Raw genomic sequence first — 18,333 nt, 5'->3', positions numbered from 1 at the left:
GTGTCTTCGCGGCCGGCGACGTGCAGGACCACGTCTATCGCCAGGCCATCACCAGCGCGGGCACCGGCTGCATGGCCGCCCTGGACGCGCAGCGCTTCCTGGAGCAGCAGGCGGGCTAGAGGGGCGCCCCGGGAGGCCCTCCCTGGCGCCTCGCCCCTGGAACTCAGAAGGACCAGTCGACGCTGGCGACCCAGCGTTGGCGGCTGGAGAAGGACCGGTAGAGGCGGGCGACGGAGAAGCGCCAGTCCCCGGCCGCGACGCTCAAGCCCGCGTTGGCGAAGCGGTACGCGCTGCTGCCCGCGCCGCCCCAGGGATCGACCCGCCCCCAGCCCACGTCGGCCGAGAGCGTACCGGCGAGTCGGCGGTGCCAGGTCAGCTCCACGATGGTCGCGCCCCGATGGCCCAGGTAGCCCCACGCCGACGACGCGCCCAGGTCCGGGGAGAGCGACAGCGTGCCGCCCCACTGCCCCCAGCCGTCCGCGTCCCAGAGGCCGCCCATCGACACCTCGCTGTAGCGCAGGCGGTCGGCGCGGTCGCCACCGGCATAGCCGTAATGCGCGGCGGAGAGCGTGAACGTGCGGCGGTCGTCGATCTGCCACCAGCGCGTCGCGGAGAGGATCGCCTCGGCCGTCGCGCCCCGCCGGGCGCTGACCGTGCCCAGGCCGAGCCCCAGCGCCCAGTTGCGGTCGTCGCGGTAGAAGAAGTCGGCCGTGGCGCCGGGCCGGTCGTCCGTCAGGCTGATCCCGCGCGAGACGCGCTCCGAGACCAGCGACACCGTGCCGCCCCAGGTTTGTGCATCGGCACACGGCGCCACCGCCATCCCGGCGACGATGGCCATCGCGCCGCAGATCGAGCCCCTCGGCGGCGACTTGCCCCCCCTTGTGCAAGGGGGTTTCGCGCTGATCTTTTTGGGGGCCTCGGCAACCATCGGGCGGGATTGTGGCACCCATGAACGACACTTCTGCAGAATTCGTCGCCCATGTTTCCAACTGTTCCCAATGAGGCGGACTCGGCCCTCGAGTCGCGTCTGCGCGCCTGGTTGAAGGCCGCCGCGGCTGGCGACCGATCCGGCTTCGAGCAGCTGTATCGGCATTGCCAGCCGCGGCTGTCGCGCTTCGTGCTGCGCTGCTGCGGACGGCCGGACCTGGCCGAGGAGGTGGTCAACGACGCGCTGTGGATCGTCTGGCGCAGCGCGGGTAGTTTCCGCGGCGAGTCGCGCGTGTCCACCTGGATCCATGGCATCGCCTACCGCTGCATGCTCAAGGCGCTGCGCGACGGCGTCACCGCGGAGGAAGTCAACGCCTCCTCCGTCCACGAAGTCGAGCTGGCGATGGCCGAGCCCGCCGTCAACGAGGGCCCCGAGCGGGAGCTGCGCGACTGGGTGCTGCGCGGTCTGGCGACACTGCCGGTGGAGCAGCGCGTGACGATGGAGCTGGCCTACTACCTGGGCGAGACCTGCGAGGACATCGCCCGCATCATGAATTGCGCCACCGGCACGGTGAAGGCCCGCATGTTCCATGCGCGGGTCAGGCTGCGCAACGTGCTGCCCGAGTTGGGCGGCCTGGACCGCCCGGCCAGCGGCACCGAAGGATCGACATGACATCGAACGACACGCCACGCGACCCCGCGGCCGCCACGACCGCCGGTTCCGCGCCCGATCAACCCAACGAGCATCGCCAGGTGTGGGACGCGATCGCCTGGGTCGTCGCCGGCACCGCGACGCCGGATCAGCGCCGCCAGGTGCTGGCCCATCTGCCGCGGTGCGCGCACTGCCGCGAGGAGCTGGCGCTGCAGCAGCGCATCCACCAGGGCATGCAGGATCCCGCCGACCTCCCCGTCGACGAGTCCGCGGTCCAGTCCGGCCTGGATCGTCTGTGGGCGCGTGATCGCGAGGCCGGCCCCGCGATGCCGGTGGCGGGATCGCGCGGCCGCGCCGCCAACGACGGCGGTCGCCTGACGCGCTGGCTGGCGGCCGCGGTGGCGGTGCAGGCGGTGGCGCTGTGCGTGCTCGGTCTGCGTGTCTGGCCCGACGTTCATCCGACCGCGGACTACGTGACGCTGAGCCAGCCGGCCGCGCTGCCGGCCGGCGCGATCGTGCGGCTGGTGCCGGAGGAACGGGTCGACATGGTCCGGCTGCGCCAGTTGCTCCTCCATCACGGGCTGCGCATCGTCGGCGCCGACGAGGATGCGAGCAGCCTGCTGCTCGCTCCGTTGAATCCCGCGGCCGCGCCCTCGGGCACGGCGCTCGCGGGGCAACTGCGCGACGAGCCCGGCGTGCTGTTGGTGGAGCCGGTCGGCGCCGCCTCGGTGGAGCGCTGAGCGGTGGGGAACGTCGGCTTGGCCGGCCGCGCGCGGATGTGGGACGTCGCCGTCACGGTGGCCGCCTCGATCGTCCTTGCGCTCGGCATCGGCGGCGCGGCCCGCGCGGCCGATCCGTCGTCCGACGTGAGCGATCGCGCCGAGCGCTCCGAAGCTAGCTCCGATGGCACCTCGGAAGGCACCGCTGTCCCGACGACCGGGGCCGCGTCGAGCACCGCCCTGTCTCCGGACGCGCGATACGTCATCCTGGCGGTCGAGGACCGCGGCGAGGCACTGTCCGGCGCGGGCGGATCGCCACGCGGCGACTACCGCCGCATGGCCGGCTACGCGGGCAGCGCGCGGGCGGAGGCGATCTCGGAAGCGCTGGCCCACGAATACCGGCTGCGCCAGCGGGCAGCCTGGACGATCGCGCCGTTGAACCTGCGCTGCATGCTGTTCGCGCTCTCGCCTGGCGACGAGGTGGAGCCCCTCCTGACGCGCCTGCGCGGCGATGCCCGCGTGCGGCTCGCGCAGCCGCTGAACGAGTTCGAGGCATTGAGCGCGATGCCCGCGGCCGGCGCCGCGGTTGCGCCGGCGGTGTCGCCCCCGTCGCCGACCTCGCCGTACAACGATCCCTACTTCGGCCTGCAGAAGGGCTTCCAGCAGATGTCCGCCGCCGCGCTGCAACAGGTCAGTGTCGGTTCGCGCGTGAAGGTCGCGATCATCGACACGGGCGTCGACGCGCGGCATCCGGATCTGGCCGGCCAGGTGACCGGGCAACGGGACTACGTCGACGGGGGAGGTGCCCTGGTCGACGGCGTGCCGGAGCGGCACGGCACCGAGATCCTGGGGCTGATCGCCGCTCGCGCCAACAACCGCCAGGGCATCGTCGGCGTGGCGCCGGGAGCGGTGGTGACGAGCTATCGCGCCTGCTGGTCGGACGTCCACACCGATCGCTCCCGGCCGCCTACGGCGCGCTGCAACTCGTTCACCTTGGCGCAGGCGCTGGGGGCCGCCATCGCGGACGGCGCCGACGTGATCAACCTCAGCCTGGGCGGCCCCAGCGATCCGCTGCTGACGCTGCTGGCGCGGCGCGCTCAATCGCGCGGCGCCGTGCTGGTGGCGGCGGCACCGCCCGAGCGCGTCGGCGCGGGCTTTCCGAGCGATGTCCCCGGCGCGCTGGTCGTGGCCAGCACGGGTGCCGTCGCGGACAAGAACGGCTGGCTCGCCGCGCCCGGACAGGCGGTGCTGACCACGGTGCCCGGCGGCGGCTACGACATCGACAGCGGCAGCTCGCTCGCCGCCGCGCACGTGACGGGCGTGGTCGCCCTGCTGCGTGCCGCGACCCCGGGGGTCGACGCCTCGCGCCTGAAGCGGGTGCTGCTGGAATCGATGACGCCGTCCGGCGCGATCAACGCCTGCGAGGCCGCGCGCAAGCTGGGCGTGTCCGGCGTCCGTTGCGATGCCGACGTGACTGGCGCCCCGTCGCCGCGTTGAGAGGGCACCGCCTCGGGCGAGGCGAGCCGGCGTCAAACGATGCGTAGACCCAGATTCGGCAGCCCGTCGATGTGGCAGTCGATGACGTCGCCGCGCACCACGGGACCGACGTTCTCCGGCGTGCCGCTGTAGATGATGTCGCCCGGCATGAGCTCGAATGCGCGGGACAGTTGCGCGATCTGCTCGGCGACGCTCCAGATCATCTGGCTCAGATCCGCGTCCTGCTTCATCTGCCCGTTGACCTTGAGCCAGATCGCGCCCTTGCCCGGATGCCCGCCGAGCTTGGCGACCGGATGGAGGGGGCCGATCGGCGCGGAGCGGTCGAAGCTCTTGCCGATCTCCCACGGCTTCTTCTGGTCACCCATGCCGCGCTGCAAGTCGCGGCGCGTCATGTCCAGGCCGATCGCGTAGCCGAAGACGCAGTCGAGCGCCTGCTCCGGCGCGATGTCGCGGCCCCCCTTGTTCAGCGCGGCGACGAGCTCGCACTCGTAGTGGTAGTTCTTCGTCAGCGTCGGATAGGGATGATCGGCGACGGTGCCCGGCGCGACGTTCTGGATCGCGTCGGTCGGCTTCTGGAAGAAAAACGGCGGCTCGCGTGTCGGGTCGCTGCCCATCTCGCGCGCGTGAGCGGCGTAGTTGCGGCCGATGCAGTAGATGCGACGGACCGGGAAACGCTGATCGCTGCCGACGATGGGGATGGTGGTCTGGGGAACGTCGAACGGCGTCTTCGCCGCCGACTGCGCCTGGCCGGGCAACGCGCAGCCGGCCACGGCGCCGGCGGCCATCGCGGCCGATGTGTTGAGCAGGGAACGCCGATCCATCGCTGTCTCCTTGTGTTCGGGGCGGCCGACGGGTTGGGGAGGGATCAGGGCTGACCGCCACGGCTGTCCGCAGCGGCAGAGCGTAGGCCTCGGACGCAGCCGTGGGGTCGGCGTTTCCCCGGACAGGGTGAGGTCAAGGGGCGCTCGCGGGCGAGTCCCGCACCGCATCCCAGGATCAATCCCGAATCAGCCCGAGGAAATGATCGAGGATCACGAAGTGGTCCTCGAAGAGCTGCGACTCCATGGCGGCGAGCTCGTCGCGGTGGAACCAGCGCGCCTCCTTCACGTCGTCGCTGCCGACGACCTCGGGCAGCGACGCCATGTCGCCGAAACGGAAGTGGTGCGCCATCGTGATCAGACGTCCGCGCGCGCTGCGCAGCGGGTCCTCGAAGGTGGCCGCGCCCTGCAGCGCGGCCAGGATGGTCGCGGGCAGCAGCGGGAACTGCGTTTCCTCGACCAGCTCCCGGATCGCGCAGGCGACGAGCCGCTCGCCGCGCTCCAGGTGGCCGCCGGGCACCGCCCAGAGGTCTTCGCCGAACGGGCCCTTGCGCCGCACCAGCAGCACGTGCTGGCCGACGGTCACCACCGCGTCGCCCGTCATGTAGGCCACCGCCGTGTACTTCTGGCGGTAGGCCGCGACGGCCGCATGCTCGCGCTTGCGTCGCTCGTACTCCGGCAACCGGCTCCACGCCTGCAGCCATGCCCGCACCGGCTCGCTGACGTGCGGCGCCATCACCGCCAGGGCGGCATCCGGATCCTCGGCCTCGAAGAACACGCGGCGCATCGCCGTGGCGTCGACATCGGCCAGCCGGTCCACCAGTTGCTGCCGCCACCGCGGGAAGTTGTTGAGGTAGTAGCTGGTGTGGTCCTTCTGATGTCCGACCACCACGATGTCCGCGTTCTCGCCCGCCAGCGCGGTCACGCCGAAGGTCACCGCTGCGTTCCAGCGGCGATCGTCGAAGTAGTCGCGCACCGGCAGGAAGTGGAGGCGCTCGCGCTGCGCCGGCGTCAGGTTGGCCAGCAGCATCTGCCGGCGCTCCTCATGCACGAACGGATTGCGCGGATCGCGTGCCTTGAACGCCGAGCCCAGCACCGCGATCACTTCTTGCGCCAGGCCGAAGGCGGCCTGGAACAGCGCCTCCTGCCCCTGGTGCACCAATTGCCAGCGGCCGACCACGACGGCGACGGTCTTGCGTGTCATGCGATGTCCTCTCGATCTGCGCGGGGCAGCGTTCCATGATGTCCGATCCGGGCTCGATCCCGGCCGGCCAATCAACGCGCGGGCGCCTGAACCGCTTCAGCCGCGGTCCATCAGCAATCCGAGCGCCTGCGTCGTCGTCATCACCTTCGCGCCGAGCGCCCGGGCCCGCGCGACGAAGGCCTCGGCGCCGGACTCGAAGCCGCCCACCGGACTCATCGCATCCTCGAGCAGCACGACGCGCGCGAGCCGCTCCGCCGTCATCTCGGCGAAGAGGTCGTCGGCCGTCGCGGCCACGCAGTGGCTGCTGGCCTCCCCGGCGACGAAGGTCAGGCCGGGGAACCCGACGATGCGGTCGACCAGCGCGCGGTTCGTCTGGGTCCGCGGATCATCCTCGACCGGCACCTCGGCGCGCACGGCGCTGTACTGCTCCGTCATCGGGTTCAGGCCCTTCAGGATCTTCTCGACCGGGCGCAGCGTCGCGGCCTCCCAGCGCGCCAGCGACGCCGCCAGGTCCGCATGGATGTTGTGCCCCCAGGTGCCGACGACGCAATGCGTCGGCCAGACCATCAGCACGTACTTCCTCGGGCTCGCCTCCAGCGCGTCGAGGTAGGCCAGCACGCGCGGCCTCAGCGCCGCATCGCGTGGCGAGAATCGACCCGCGCGCACATCCTCGGCCCGGATCTGCGTGAAGGGCGCGACCGGCTCGGCCGACGCGCCCTGGCCCTGTCGCCAGAACGCCGGGCGCTCGATCGCATACACGGGGTGCGAGTCCAGCGTCACGACGATGTCGGCGAACGCCTCGCCCCCCTGCTCCAGCCACGTGGCCAGACACCGCATGTCGGCATCGGCGCCCTTGACCGGCAACGTCGCGCCGGGGATGTCGCAGAAGTCGTTCTGCGGATCGACGATCAGCAACTGGGCGTGGCGGGAAAAGGCCTCGGCCTGGAGGTTCGTGGTGCTCATGGGGCGTGCGGGGACTGGTGGTGGCGCGAGCATACCGACGACGGCCCTCGCAGGCCGCACCGAAACGGGCAGCGGGTAGCGGGCAGCGGCCCGTCCCGCGCCCGCAGCAGACCGCCCGATGCCATGCCGCCGCGCAGGGTCATGGTGGCAACCGCGCCACGGTCGTCAGCCCCCGTTCCCCTGGAACCGAGGTCGAACGCGCGCCATTCGCACGCCAAGCCCTTTTCTCAGTGTTGCGAACAATTCGCATTTGCTACCGTACCGCGTTTTCGTCGCTCCGGGCCCCTCCGGGGTGCTCACCGCTCCGCTGCCCCTTCCGCTCTTCCGTCCTCCCGGCCTTCGCGCCACCTCCACGGTCCCCGTCCATGCCCTCCTCCCGCCTGCCGCTCGGCGCCGCGCCGCGCCTGTCCCTGATCGCCTTGTCCATCCTCTCGCTGCTGGCGCCGCTCGCGGCACGGGCGCAGACCGCGCCGGCCGCCCAGGACGCGCCGACCCCGGCCGCCGACGCCCCGCAGAAGAAGCTGCTGGACGAAGTCGTCGTCACCGGCGAGCGCAAGAAGACCTTCGCGCCGACGACGGTGCGGGTGGGCGCCTTCCGCGACCAGGACCCGCTGGACGTGCCGCTGACCAACAACGTCATGCCGCGCGACCTGCTCGACGCGCAGGGCGCGCAGGGCTTGTTCGACGCGCTGAAGAACGCCGCCGGCGTGACCCGCTCGCAGGTCAGCGGCTCGACCTACGACAACATCTCCATCCGCGGCATCCTGGTCGAGAACCGTGGCAACTACCGCCTCAACGGCAGCCTGCCCGTCGTCAACCTGATCGACATCCCGCTGGAGGACAAGGAGCAGGTCGAGGTGCTCAAGGGCGCGTCCTCGATGTATTACGGCATGGTGCCGCCGTCGGGCATCGTCAACTTCGTCACCAAGCGCGCCGGCCCCAAGCCGGTCACCTCGCTGACCACGACGTTCAACGACCACGGCGGCATGAAGGCGCATGTCGACATCGGCCGCCGCTTCGGCGAGGACGACAGCATGGGCGTGCGCTTCAACGCCGCCACCAGCAAGGAGGAGACCGGCATCGACCGCTACAAGGGCGATCGCGGCATGGTCTCGCTGGCCTACGACTGGCGCGTCAGCGCGGCGGCCAACCTGAAGGTCGACCTGGAGCATTACCGCAAGAACGTCAGCGAGCAGGCCGCGATCCAGCTGCCCACCGCCGTGGGCGGCGTCATCACCCTGCCGCGCGTGCCGGACAACAAGACCAACCTGGCCGCCGACTGGGCCCGCTACGACGCCGAGGCGACCAACGCACTGGTGCGTGGCGACTTCGCGCTCAACGACAACTGGGTGGTGAGCCTGGAGACCGGCCGCGCCAAGACAGCGCGCGATCGCGTCTACACGACCTTCCGCAACTACAACAACGACACCGGCGCGGGCACGCTGAACATCTCGGTGCTCAAGGGCCAGGCCTACACCAACACCAACCACCGCGCCGAGGCCATCGGCCGTTTCGACACCGCCGGCCTGTCGCATGAGCTGACCTTCGGCGCCAGCTACAACCGCCGCGAATCCGCCGGCTGGGCCAGCGGCGCCGCGACCGCGCCGCAGAACCTGTACGCGCCGGTGGACGTCGCGCCGATCAACCCGACGCTGACGCAGGCCGGCTACCCGTCCGAGATCCGCGACCGCGGCGTCTACGTCTTCGACCGCGTCGCCATCGGCGATCAGTGGCAGGTGCTGGCCGGCCTGCGCAAGACCGACTACCGCAGCCTCGCCACCAACCCCTCCACGCCGGTGACGGTCTACAAGGCCGACAAGGTGACGCCGAATTTCTCGGTGATGTGGAAGCCGCTGAAGGACGTCAGCGTCTACGGCAGCGTGTTGCGCGGCCTGGAGGAAACCGGCACCGCCCCGCTGAACACGAGCAACGCGGGCCAGGTGCTGCCCCCGGCGGTCAACAAGCAGGCCGAGCTGGGCGTGAAGGCGCGCCTGGGCGCGGTCCTCGTGCAAACGGCGCTGTTCCAGATCGACCGCCCGCTGGCGACGACGATCAACAACGTCTACCAGGTCGGCGGCGAGACCCGTTACCGCGGCCTGGAGTTCTCCGCCAGCGGCGAGATCGGCCGGGACTTCGCGGTGGTCGCCTCCGCGCTGGTGATGGACGCCGAGATCACCCGGGTCGGCACCGCCAACGCGGCCGAGCTGGGCAAGACGCCGGAGAACACGCCCAAGAACACGCTGAGCCTGTTCGGCGAGTACCGCCTCCCGATGGTGCCTGGCCTGTCGCTGAACGCCGGCGTCTATCACGTCGGCAAGCGCGCGGTGAACAACGCCAACCAGGCCTGGATCGATGCCTACGAGGTGCTGTCACTGGGCGCTCGTTACGAGACGACGATCCTGGGCAAGGCCGTCAACCTGCAGGCCAACCTGGACAACGCGACCGACAAGAACTACTGGAGCACCACCGGCAACAGCCTGCTGGGCGTCGGCGCGCCGCGCACGCTGCGCGTGACGGCCAAGGTGGACTTCTGATCCATGGCCCTGCTCAAGGCACGCCGCCTGTGGATGTGGCTGCATCGCTGGACCGGGCTGTCGCTCGGGCTGCTGCTCGCGGCGGCGGCGCTGCTGGGCGCGCTGATGACGGTGCTGCGGCCGCTGGACGAGGCGCTGCATCCGGAGCTCTTCCGCGCCCGCGCCTCGTCCACGGTCGCGGCGACGGCGGGGCAGTCGCCGTCGCCCGTGTCGTCGACACCCACGTCCTCGTCGGCGAATGACGCGGCGCCCGGCGCTCCGCTGGAGGCGCTGCGCCAACGTGTCGCCGCCGAGTTCGGCGCCCAGGCCACGATGACGCTGCGCCCGCCGCGCGAGGACGGCGAGTCGCTGCGCGTCATGGTCCGCGGGCCGAGGTGGGAAGGCACGCTCTACATCGATCCCGACACGAACGTCGAGCTCGGCCGCCGCGGCGAGGCCGAGGGCGTCGCCAACGTCGTCTTCGAGCTGCACAGCGCGCTGCTGCTCGGCGACACCGGCAAGGCGGTGCTGGCGTTCACCGCGCTGGCCTACCTGGCGCTGCTGCTGACGGGCCTGATCCTGTGGTGGCCGACGACCGCGGCGCAGTGGCGACATGCCTTCAAGGTGAAACTGAACAAGGGCGCGACGCGCAGCCTGTTCGACCTGCACCGCTTCAGCGGCGCGGTGCTCGGCCTGGTGCTGGCGGTGACGGTGGCCAGCGGCGCCTGGATGGCGTGGCGGCCGATCGGCGGCTGGGTCAACACGCTGGTCGGCGAGCCCGCCGCCAAGCCGCCCAAGGTCGGCAAGGCGCACGGCGAGCGCATCCCGCTGGACGAGATCGTCGCCCAGGCCCAGGCGCGCTGGCCGGAAGGCCGCGTCGGCTTCGTGCAACTCGGCGCGACGGACGAGCGTCCCGTGCGGGTGCGCTTCCGCCTGCCCGGCGAGCCGCACCCCAACGGCCTGTCGTCGATCTGGGCTCACCCCGTCGACGGTCATGTGCTGACCCAGCTGCGCTGGGACCGGCTGGACCTGGCCGGCCGCTCCACCGCCTGGATCTATCCCCTGCACAGCGGCGAGCTGTTCGGTACCGCGCACCGCGTGGTCAACGGCCTGCTCGGCCTCGCGCTCTTCGGCATGGGCGTGACCGGCGTGTGGCTGTGGTGGCGGCGCAGGCGCTGAGGTGCATAGGCGCATCGGCAGCTTTTGCCGGTGATCGCCCCCGAGGGCAAGACCCGGCCCCGCGCCGCCGCGCGGGCGTCCCCCTCGACGGCGACGCCTCGCCGGGGGGCTGGGAATAGCGCCTGCCCCTCCACGGCCTCGACCCAGCCCAACCCGTCACCGACCGGTACGCCTGACCTGATGCCGCTGTATCACTTGCCGCCCGCCCCCTCCGATCCCGGCCGATTTCTGCCTTCCGGGCCCTTTCCCAACGCCGCCCGTCCGCATCCCGATGCCGCCCCGGCCCCGCTGGAGCGGGACGTCGCATGGGCGCGCCACACCCCGGTCGTGCCGCTGCTGCGGGACTGGCTCTGGTCCGGACGCCAGATCGCCCGCGCGCTCGGCGCGGCGACCTGGCGCCACTTCGCGATGCACCTGATGCAGCACGCGGGCTCGCGCGACCTGCTGGCGATGGGACTGAGCGCCAAGGCCACCACCGCCGCGTGGCGGTCCTGGGGCGAGTGGCGCGACGCCGGATTCCTCCTCGCCGACGCCCCCGGACGGCTGCACCGCGCGGTGGTGTGGTGGGAGGACGGCGCCGACGACCCGATCGACCGCAACGGCGACGCCCATCCCGATGCGGACGGCTTCCGGCCGCCCTACGGCGCCGCGCTGTGGCTGGACGGCCGGCTGCTGCCCTATCCGCAGGAGCTGACCTTCGGCTGCTCCATCGCCGGCTCCGGCGCGTGGATCGATGAGCGGCACTTCGCCGTCGACGTCGACGGCCCGATGGAACACCCCGACTACGACGACGAGAAAGCCAACGGGCGCGGGTCCGTGCTCAGCCTGCTGATCGTCGACGCGCGCCACCGCACCTGCCATCTGCTCAACCCCCGGGCCCATGAACGCTGGCTGCGGCCGACGATCACCGTGCAGCCGGACGGCCGATGGCGCATCGATCCGAGCCCGGACGGCGTCGGGGCCGATCGACCCGGCGGCCCGTCACGGCTGCTGACGCCCTCGGAGCTCCCGCCCGCCTCGATCCCGGCGGAGATCCCCGACGAGGAGGCCGAGCCACGTTCCCTCGCGCCGGCCTGGCGCCTCGTCGTCGACACGTGGAATGCCGACAGCGAGCGCTACGTCGCGCTGCTCGGCGAACAGAACTACGAACTGGCCTTGGACAGCTTCCGCGACGCGGCGCTGGGGGGGCGCTTCTGAGCGGCACCTGTCGGCGCACGCCGCGTCGCGGCTTGCGTGGCCCCTTTTGTGGCCCCTTTCGTGGCGCCCTTCATGCGGCTCTTGGTGGTGGTGCTCTTGGTGGTGCTCTTCGTCGTCGCCGCCGCCGCGGTCTTCGTCGTCGTCTTGAACTCGCCCTCGCCCACTGCTGACCGGCGTCCGGCCGCGGCGCGCGGCGCCACCTCGCGGCAGCACGCCATGAACTGCTCGCTGGCCGGTGACGGCTGCCGGTGCCGCATCGTCAGCAGCCCCACCGGCGGCAGCTCGATCGGCACCGCCAAAGGCAACGCCGTCGCCAGCCCTTCGCTCTCCAGGTACCGCGCCACGTTGTCCGCGACGAAGGCCGCCGCCGAGCGCTGGCGCAGGAAGGTCAGCGTGACCAGGAAGGACGCGCTCTCGACGATGTCCGTCGGCGGATCCAGCCGCTCCCGATAGAACATCTGGTTGAGCTTGATCCGCGACGACGCCCATGGCGGCGGCATCACCCACGGCACCCGCGCCAGATCCGCCCAGCCGGGCTTGCGGGCCGATGCCAGCGGATGGTCCGGCCGCACGACGATGCGCATGCGCTCCTCGTAGAGCGGCTCGGTCGCCAGGTCGGGCGAGGCATAACCGGGCTCCAGCCGCGCCACGATCACGTCCAGTTCCCCCACGCGCAGGCGCGGCAGCAGGCGCGTCAGGTCGCCCTCCTCGACGAAGACCGTCGTCAGCGACGAGCGCTGCTTGAGCCGCTCCACCGCCCGCGCCACCAGCCCCGGTGTCGCCACCACCATCGCGCCGACGCTGACGCGGCCCGCCGCCCCGGCGGCCACGGCGGCGATCTCGTCGCGCGTGCGGGCGTAGTCCGACAGCACCGAGCGGGCGAAACGCACCACCGCGGCGCCGAACGGCGTCGGCTCCGTGCCGCGCGTCGAGCGCGTGAACAGGTCGAGCCCGAACATGCGCTCCACCTCCGCCAGCGACTTCGACACCGCCGGCTGCGTCTGCGACAGGAACTCCGCCGCGCGGCCCAGGTGCCGGAACTGATCCAGCGCGACCAGCATCTGCAGGTGGCGCAGCTTGAGGTTGGAACGGAGGACGCGGTCGATCTGGCTCATGGCCCGGATCTTATACATGCCGCTTTTGACATGAAGGCTGTCCGTTTCTTCATTTGAGGCGAATGAAGCGACTGCCCACAATCCACCCGAAGGAAGTCCCGGATGCCGCGCTGGCGGCCCGGGGATCTCGACGCCCGCAGAGGCCCCAGCGATAGTCACAGCCAGGAGACAAGACATGAATCACCGCACGGACCGCCGCCGCGTCCTGCTCGCCGGCCTGGCCGGCCTCGGGGCCACCGCCCTGTCGCTGCCGCGCCTCGCCCGCGCCGCGACGCCCTATCCCGGCGAACGCGCCATCACCTTCATCTGCCCATGGCCGGCCGGCGGCACCGCCGACGTGACGATGCGCGCGCTGTGCATGGGCGCCAGCAAGGCGCTGGGCCAGACCATCATCATCGAGAACCGCGCCGGCGCCTCCGGCATGCTCGGCACCAAGGTGCTCTCGACGTCCAAGCCCGACGGCTACACGATCGGCCAGATCCCGATCTCGGTGACCCGCTTCGCCCAGCTGCGCACCGTGCAGCTCGACCCGCTCAAGGACCTGACCTACCTGGCGCGCGTCAACGGCCAGACCTTCGGCATCGCCGTGCGCGCCGACTCGCCGTGGAAGACGCTGGCCGAGTTCGTCGCCGCCGCCAAGGCCAAGCCCGGCCTGGTCACCTACGGCAGCGCCGGCATCGGCGGCGCCACGCACGTGGGCATGGAGGAGTTCGCGCTCCTGGCCGGCATCCAGCTCAACCACATCCCCTACAAGGGCGGCGCGCCCGCGTTGCAGGACCTGCTCGGCGGCCAGGTGGACGCGGTGGCGGACTCCAGCTCCTGGGCGCCGCACGTGAAGTCCGGCAAGCTGCGGCTGCTGGTCACCTGGGGCGAGACCCGGACCAAGGACTTCCCGGCCGTGCCGACGCTGCGCGAGTCCGGCTACAACCTCGTCGTCGACGCTCCCAACGGCATCGGCGCGCCCAAGGGCATGGACCCGGCCATCGTCGCCAAGCTGCGCGACGCCTTCCGCAAGGCCGCCGCCGATCCGGACTTCGTCGCCACCTGCGACCGCATCGACACGCCGGTGATGTACCTGGACCAGCCCGACTACGAGAAGTACATCCAGGCCACCTACCGCAAGGACACGCAGCTCATCGAGCGCCTGAAGCTGCGCGAACTGCTGGCCAAGGGCTGACCCCGCGATGACGCCCGCCATCGCCGCGTCCGGCGCCACGACCGCCAGCACCGCGGGTGCCGGCTCCGCGAGTTCCGGTGCCACGACCTCCGACGCCGTCGCCGCCGCCACGGCGGCGACCGCGACCGCGTCGCCGCTGCTCCGGCTCCATCGCGACGACAACGTGCTGATCGCACGGCAGGTGCTGGGCCTGGGCCAGACCCTGCCGGAATTCGGACTGCGCCTGAAGGCGCAGGTGCCGGCGGGCCACAAGATCGCGGCGCGCCGCATCGCGGCCGGCGAGCCGGTGCGCAAGTACAACGCCGTGATCGGCGTCGCCGCGCGGGACATCGAGCCCGGCGAGCATGTGCACGCCCACAACATCGCGCTGGTCGACTTCGACCGCGACCCCGCGTTCGGCGCCGACGTGACGCCGATCGACTACGTGCCCGAGGCCGAACGCGCCACCTTCATGGGCATCGTCCGCGCCGACGGCCGCGTGGCGACGCGCAACTTCATCGGCATCCTCGCCTCGGTCAACTGCTCGTCGACGGCGATCAACCGCATCGCCGCGCACTTCACGCCGGAGCGCCTCGCCGCCTTCCCCAACGTCGACGGCGTGGTCGCCTTCGCGCAGACCAGCGGCTGCGGCATGTCCTCGCCCAGCCCCCACTTCGACCTGCTGCAGCGCACGATCGCCGGCTACGCGCGGCACCCCAACCTGGCCGGCGTGCTGATCGTCGGCCTGGGCTGCGAGCGCAACCAGGTGGCGGGGCTGGTCGAGTCGCAGCACCTGGTCGCGGGCCGGAACCTGCGCACGCTCGTGATGCAGGACACCGGGGGCACGCGCGCCACCATCGAGGCCGGCATCCGCGCCGTGGAGGCGATGCTGCCCGAGGCCAACGAGGTCCGGCGCCAGCCGGTCAGCGCCGCGCACCTGAAGATCGGGCTGGAGTGCGGCGGCTCGGACGGCTTCTCCGGCATCGGCGCGAATCCGGCGCTCGGCGCCGCGATGGACCTCCTGGTGCGCCACGGCGGCACCGCGATCCTGTCGGAGACGCCGGAGATCCACGGCGTCGAATACATGCTCACCCGCCGCGCGGTCAGCGCCGAGGTGGGCCAGAAGCTGCTCGACCGGCTGGCCTGGTGGGAGGACTACACCCGCGGCCACAACGGTCAGTTCAACGGCGTCGTGGGACCCGGCAACCAGGCCGGCGGGCTGGCCAACATCTTCGAGAAATCGCTCGGCTCCGCGATGAAGGGCGGCACCACGCCGCTGCAGCAGGTCTACCAATACGCCGAGCCGATCGAGCAGCCGGGTTTCGTGTTCATGGACTCGCCGGGCTACGACCCGGTGGCGACCACCGGCCAGATCGCCAGCGGCGCCAACCTGATCTGCTTCACCACCGGACGCGGCTCGATGTTCGGCTCCAAGCCGGCGCCGACGATCAAGCTGGCGAGCAACACGCCGATGTTCACGCGCCTCGAAGAGGACATGGACATCAACTGCGGCCAGGTCATCGACGGCACGCTGACCATCGAGCAGATGGGGCAGCGCATCTTCGAGCACATCCTGCGCTCGGCCTCCGGCGAGCCGACCAAGAGCGAGCTGCTCGGCCTGGGCGATCACGAGTTCGTGCCCTGGCACCTCGGCATCGTCAGCTGATCGGCACGACGGGCCTCGCCGGCCCGTCCGCGCCGCGGCGCATCGTCCCGGGTCGTCGCGCGCCGCGCGCCCTCCCGTCCTTCCCTCCAGCCTTCCGCTCCCCATGCAGACCAAGAATCACATCGCCGGCCGCTGGTGCGACGCCGCCTCGGGCGACCACTTCGCCGTGCTCGATCCGGCCGACGACAGCCGCGTCGCCGAGGTGCCCGACAGCGGCGCCGAGGATGCCCGCGCCGCCGTCGACGCCGCGCACGCCGCCTTCGCCGGCTGGCGCGCGGTGCCGGCCCGGCAGCGCGCCGCGATGCTCAAGCGCTGGAACGACCTGATGCTGCGCGACCAGGACCGCCTGGGCGCGCTGATCTCGCAGGAGCAAGGCAAGCCGCTGGCGGAGGGCCGCGCCGAAATCGCGTACGCGGCCAGCTACGTCGAATGGTTCGCCGAGGAAGCGACGCGCGTCAACGGCGAGGTCATCCCCGCGCCGGTGCGGGGCCGCCGCATGCTGGCGCTGCGCGAGCCGGTGGGCGTGGTCGCGGCGATCACGCCGTGGAACTTCCCGGCCGCGATGATCGCCCGCAAGATCGCGCCGGCGCTGGCCGCCGGCTGCACCGTGGTCGCCAAGCCGGCGGAGGACACGCCGCTGACCTCGCTGGCCCTGGTGGCGCTGGCGGTGGAAGCCGGCCTGCCGCCGGGCGTGCTGAACATCGTTTGCGCGTCGCGCGAGCGCACGCCCGAGGTGGTCGACGTCTGGCTGGCCGACGCCCGCGTGCGCAAGATCACCTTCACCGGCTCCACGCCGGTGGGCAAGCACCTGGCGCGCGAATCGGCGCCGACGCTGAAGAAGCTCTCTCTGGAACTCGGCGGCAACGCGCCCTTCATCGTTTTCGACGACGCCGACGTCGACGCGGCCGTCGAGGGCCTGATGGCCGCGAAGTTCCGCAACGGCGGCCAGACCTGCGTCTGCCCCAACCGCGTCTTCGCGCAGGCGGGCATCCACGATCGCTTCGTCCAGCGGCTCGCGGCGCGTGTCGGCGCGCTGAAGGTCGGGCCGTCCAGCCGGGCCGACTCGCAGATCGGACCCATGATCAACGCCCGCGCCGTCGACAAGATCGCGCGCCACGTGGACGACGCGGTCGAGCGCGGCGCGACCGTGGTCACCGGTGGGCGGCGCGTGCGCGACGAGGTCGCCGCCGGCCCCAACTACTACGCGCCGACGGTGCTGACCGGCGCGACGACGGCGATGCTGCTGTGGCATGAAGAGACCTTCGGCCCGGTCGTGCCGGTGTTCCGCTTCGACACCGAGGACGAGGTCGTCACCGCCGCCAACGACACGCCGTTCGGCCTGGCCGCCTACTTCTACACCCAGGACATCGCGCGCGCCTGGCGCGTCGCGGACGCGCTGGAGAGCGGCATCGTCGGCCTCAACGAGGGCGCGATCGCGGCCGAGTCCGCGCCCTTCGGCGGCGTCAAGGAATCGGGCTATGGTCGGGAAGGATCGACCCACGGGCTGGAGGACTACCTCCACATCAAGTACGTCTGCCAGGGAGGCCTGTCATGAGCATCGCACCCGCTTCCGCCGTCATGCCCTCGTTCGCCAACGCGTTCAAGCAGGGCCTCGCGGCCGGTCGGCCGCAAGTCGGCCTGTGGCTGTCCATGGCGCAGGCCTACAGCGCCGAGGTCTGCGCCACCGCCGGCTTCCAATGGCTGCTGATCGACGGCGAGCACGCGCCCAACGAGCTGACCAGCACGCTGCAGCAACTGCAGGCGGTCGCGCCCTATCCGTCGCACCCGGTGGTGCGGGCGGTCAATGCGGACAAGGACGGCATCAAGAAGCTGCTGGACATCGGCGTGCAAACGCTGCTGGTGCCGATGATCGACACCGCCGAGCAGGCCGCCGCGGTGGTGGCCGCGACGCGCTACCCGCCGCAGGGCGTGCGGGGCGTCGGCGCCGCGGTGGCGCGCGCGTCGCGCTGGGGCCTGCGCCGGGACTACCTGGACGAGGCCGGCGACGAAGTCTGCGTGCTGGTGCAGGCCGAGACCGCGACGGCGCTGCGCAACCTGGAGGCGATCTGCGCGGTGGACGGCGTCGACGGCGTCTTCATCGGCCCCGCCGATCTGGCCGCGTCGCTGGGCCACCGGGGCCGTCCCACGCATCCGGACGTGCAGGCCGCCATCGACGGTGCGATCCGCACCATCGTCGCCAGCGGCAAGGCCGCCGGCACCCTGACCGGCGATGCGACACTGGCGCGCCGTTACCTGGACCTGGGCGCGACCTTCGTCGCCGTCGGCATCGACATCACGCTGCTGGCGCAGGCCACGCGGCGCCTGGCCGCCGACTTCGACCTCGCGCCGCCGCTGCCGGCGCCGACGGGCTCGCCCTACTGAACTCTCCTGAAGGATCGACCATGAGCAAGACGTACAAGATCGCCGCCATCGCGGGCGACGGCATCGGCAAGGAAGTGATGCCCGAGGGCCTGCGCGTGCTGGAAGCCGCCGCGCGCCGCTTCGGCATCACGCTCGAATACACCCACATCGACTGGGCCAGCTGCGACTACTACGCCGAGACCGGCCAGATGATGCCGGACGACTGGAAGGCGCAACTGCAGGGCCATGACGCGATCTACTTCGGCGCGGTCGGCTGGCCGGCCACGGTGCCGGACCACATCTCGCTGTGGGGCTCGCTGCTGAAGTTCCGCCGCGAGTTCGACCAGTACATCAACCTGCGTCCGG

General features: G+C 71.6%; 15 protein-coding genes and 2 pseudogenes. 12 read left to right on the top strand and 5 right to left on the bottom strand.

Annotated elements, in window-relative coordinates:
- A pseudogene (locus CDN99_RS28540) lies at positions 1–119 on the top strand (thioredoxin-disulfide reductase); the annotation flags it as partial.
- A gap of 44 nt (positions 120–163) precedes the next feature.
- Here the strand turns inward: CDN99_RS28540 and CDN99_RS27600 are convergent.
- Positions 164–838, bottom strand: coding sequence for a TorF family putative porin (locus CDN99_RS27600; RefSeq protein ID WP_088388853.1), 675 nt, complete (start codon positions 836–838; stop codon positions 164–166).
- 141 nt (positions 839–979) lie between these two features.
- On the opposite strand from CDN99_RS27600, the gene CDN99_RS27595 reads away from it, so the two are divergent.
- From CDN99_RS27595 to CDN99_RS27585, 3 genes are read left to right on the top strand one after another with little or no spacing between them, the layout of a single operon-like run.
- Positions 980–1,600 (top strand): RNA polymerase sigma factor, encoded by a 621-nt coding sequence (locus tag CDN99_RS27595; RefSeq protein WP_088388851.1) that lies wholly within the window; start codon positions 980–982, stop codon positions 1,598–1,600.
- Positions 1,597–2,319, top strand: coding sequence for a zf-HC2 domain-containing protein (locus CDN99_RS27590; RefSeq protein ID WP_088388849.1), 723 nt, complete (start codon positions 1,597–1,599; stop codon positions 2,317–2,319). Before CDN99_RS27595 ends, CDN99_RS27590 begins: the two co-directional genes overlap by 4 nt.
- Positions 2,320–2,322: 3 nt before the next feature.
- Positions 2,323–3,795 carry a S8 family peptidase gene (locus CDN99_RS27585; RefSeq protein WP_088388847.1) on the top strand — a complete coding sequence of 491 codons (1,473 nt, stop codon included), beginning with the start codon at positions 2,323–2,325 and terminating at the stop codon, positions 3,793–3,795.
- 32 nt (positions 3,796–3,827) lie between these two features.
- Here CDN99_RS27585 and CDN99_RS27580 read toward each other — a convergent pair whose 3' ends face one another.
- The 3 genes from CDN99_RS27580 to CDN99_RS27570 all read right to left on the bottom strand — a co-directional run bounded on the left by CDN99_RS27580 (position 3,828) and on the right by CDN99_RS27570 (position 6,780).
- Entirely contained in the window at positions 3,828–4,616 is a 789-nt protein-coding gene (locus CDN99_RS27580; protein WP_088388845.1) for a fumarylacetoacetate hydrolase family protein, read from the bottom strand.
- 175 nt (positions 4,617–4,791) lie between these two features.
- Positions 4,792–5,817: an NUDIX domain-containing protein gene (locus CDN99_RS27575; protein WP_088388843.1), complete on the bottom strand. Its 1,026-nt coding sequence runs from the start codon at positions 5,815–5,817 to the stop codon at positions 4,792–4,794.
- Positions 5,818–5,913: 96 nt separating this feature from the next.
- Positions 5,914–6,780: a cysteine hydrolase family protein gene (locus CDN99_RS27570; RefSeq protein ID WP_088388841.1), complete on the bottom strand. Its 867-nt coding sequence runs from the start codon at positions 6,778–6,780 to the stop codon at positions 5,914–5,916.
- Positions 6,781–7,145: 365 nt separating this feature from the next.
- On the opposite strand from CDN99_RS27570, the gene CDN99_RS27565 reads away from it, so the two are divergent.
- The 3 genes from CDN99_RS27565 to CDN99_RS27555 all read left to right on the top strand — a co-directional run bounded on the left by CDN99_RS27565 (position 7,146) and on the right by CDN99_RS27555 (position 11,669).
- Positions 7,146–9,314 (top strand): TonB-dependent siderophore receptor, encoded by a 2,169-nt coding sequence (locus tag CDN99_RS27565; RefSeq protein ID WP_088388839.1) that lies wholly within the window; start codon positions 7,146–7,148, stop codon positions 9,312–9,314.
- Between the two features lie 3 nt (positions 9,315–9,317).
- A complete protein-coding gene (locus CDN99_RS27560; RefSeq protein WP_088388837.1) occupies positions 9,318–10,472 on the top strand; it encodes a PepSY-associated TM helix domain-containing protein in 1,155 nt (384 codons plus the stop codon).
- 180 nt (positions 10,473–10,652) lie between these two features.
- Complete coding sequence (locus CDN99_RS27555) at positions 10,653–11,669, top strand: hypothetical protein (protein ID WP_141101027.1); 1,017 nt, start codon at positions 10,653–10,655, stop codon at positions 11,667–11,669.
- Positions 11,670–11,863: 194 nt separating this feature from the next.
- Here the strand turns inward: CDN99_RS27555 and CDN99_RS27550 are convergent.
- A pseudogene (locus tag CDN99_RS27550) lies at positions 11,864–12,784 on the bottom strand (LysR substrate-binding domain-containing protein); the annotation flags it as partial.
- A 175-nt stretch (positions 12,785–12,959) separates the two neighbouring features.
- Between CDN99_RS27550 and CDN99_RS27545 the strand changes: the two are divergent.
- From CDN99_RS27545 to CDN99_RS27525, 5 genes are all read left to right on the top strand, one after another.
- Entirely contained in the window at positions 12,960–13,961 is a 1,002-nt protein-coding gene (locus tag CDN99_RS27545; RefSeq protein WP_088388833.1) for a tripartite tricarboxylate transporter substrate binding protein, read from the top strand.
- A 7-nt stretch (positions 13,962–13,968) separates the two neighbouring features.
- Positions 13,969–15,606 carry a D-arabinonate dehydratase gene (locus CDN99_RS27540; protein WP_088388831.1) on the top strand — a complete coding sequence of 546 codons (1,638 nt, stop codon included), beginning with the start codon at positions 13,969–13,971 and terminating at the stop codon, positions 15,604–15,606.
- Between the two features lie 103 nt (positions 15,607–15,709).
- Complete coding sequence (locus tag CDN99_RS27535; RefSeq protein WP_088388829.1) at positions 15,710–17,161, top strand: NAD-dependent succinate-semialdehyde dehydrogenase; 1,452 nt, start codon at positions 15,710–15,712, stop codon at positions 17,159–17,161.
- Entirely contained in the window at positions 17,158–17,988 is an 831-nt protein-coding gene (hpaI, locus tag CDN99_RS27530; protein ID WP_375134552.1) for a 4-hydroxy-2-oxoheptanedioate aldolase, read from the top strand. The genes CDN99_RS27535 and hpaI overlap by 4 nt, the downstream gene beginning before the upstream one ends.
- Before the next feature lie 20 nt (positions 17,989–18,008).
- The coding region (locus CDN99_RS27525; protein WP_238139740.1) for an isocitrate/isopropylmalate family dehydrogenase at positions 18,009–18,333 on the top strand (325 nt) is incomplete at its 3' end.

The sequence above is a fragment of the Roseateles aquatilis genome, assembly GCF_002205645.1.
Classification (GTDB): Bacteria; Pseudomonadota; Gammaproteobacteria; order Burkholderiales; family Burkholderiaceae_C; genus Roseateles; species Roseateles aquatilis.
This window is presented reverse-complemented; position numbering and strand designations above follow the sequence as displayed.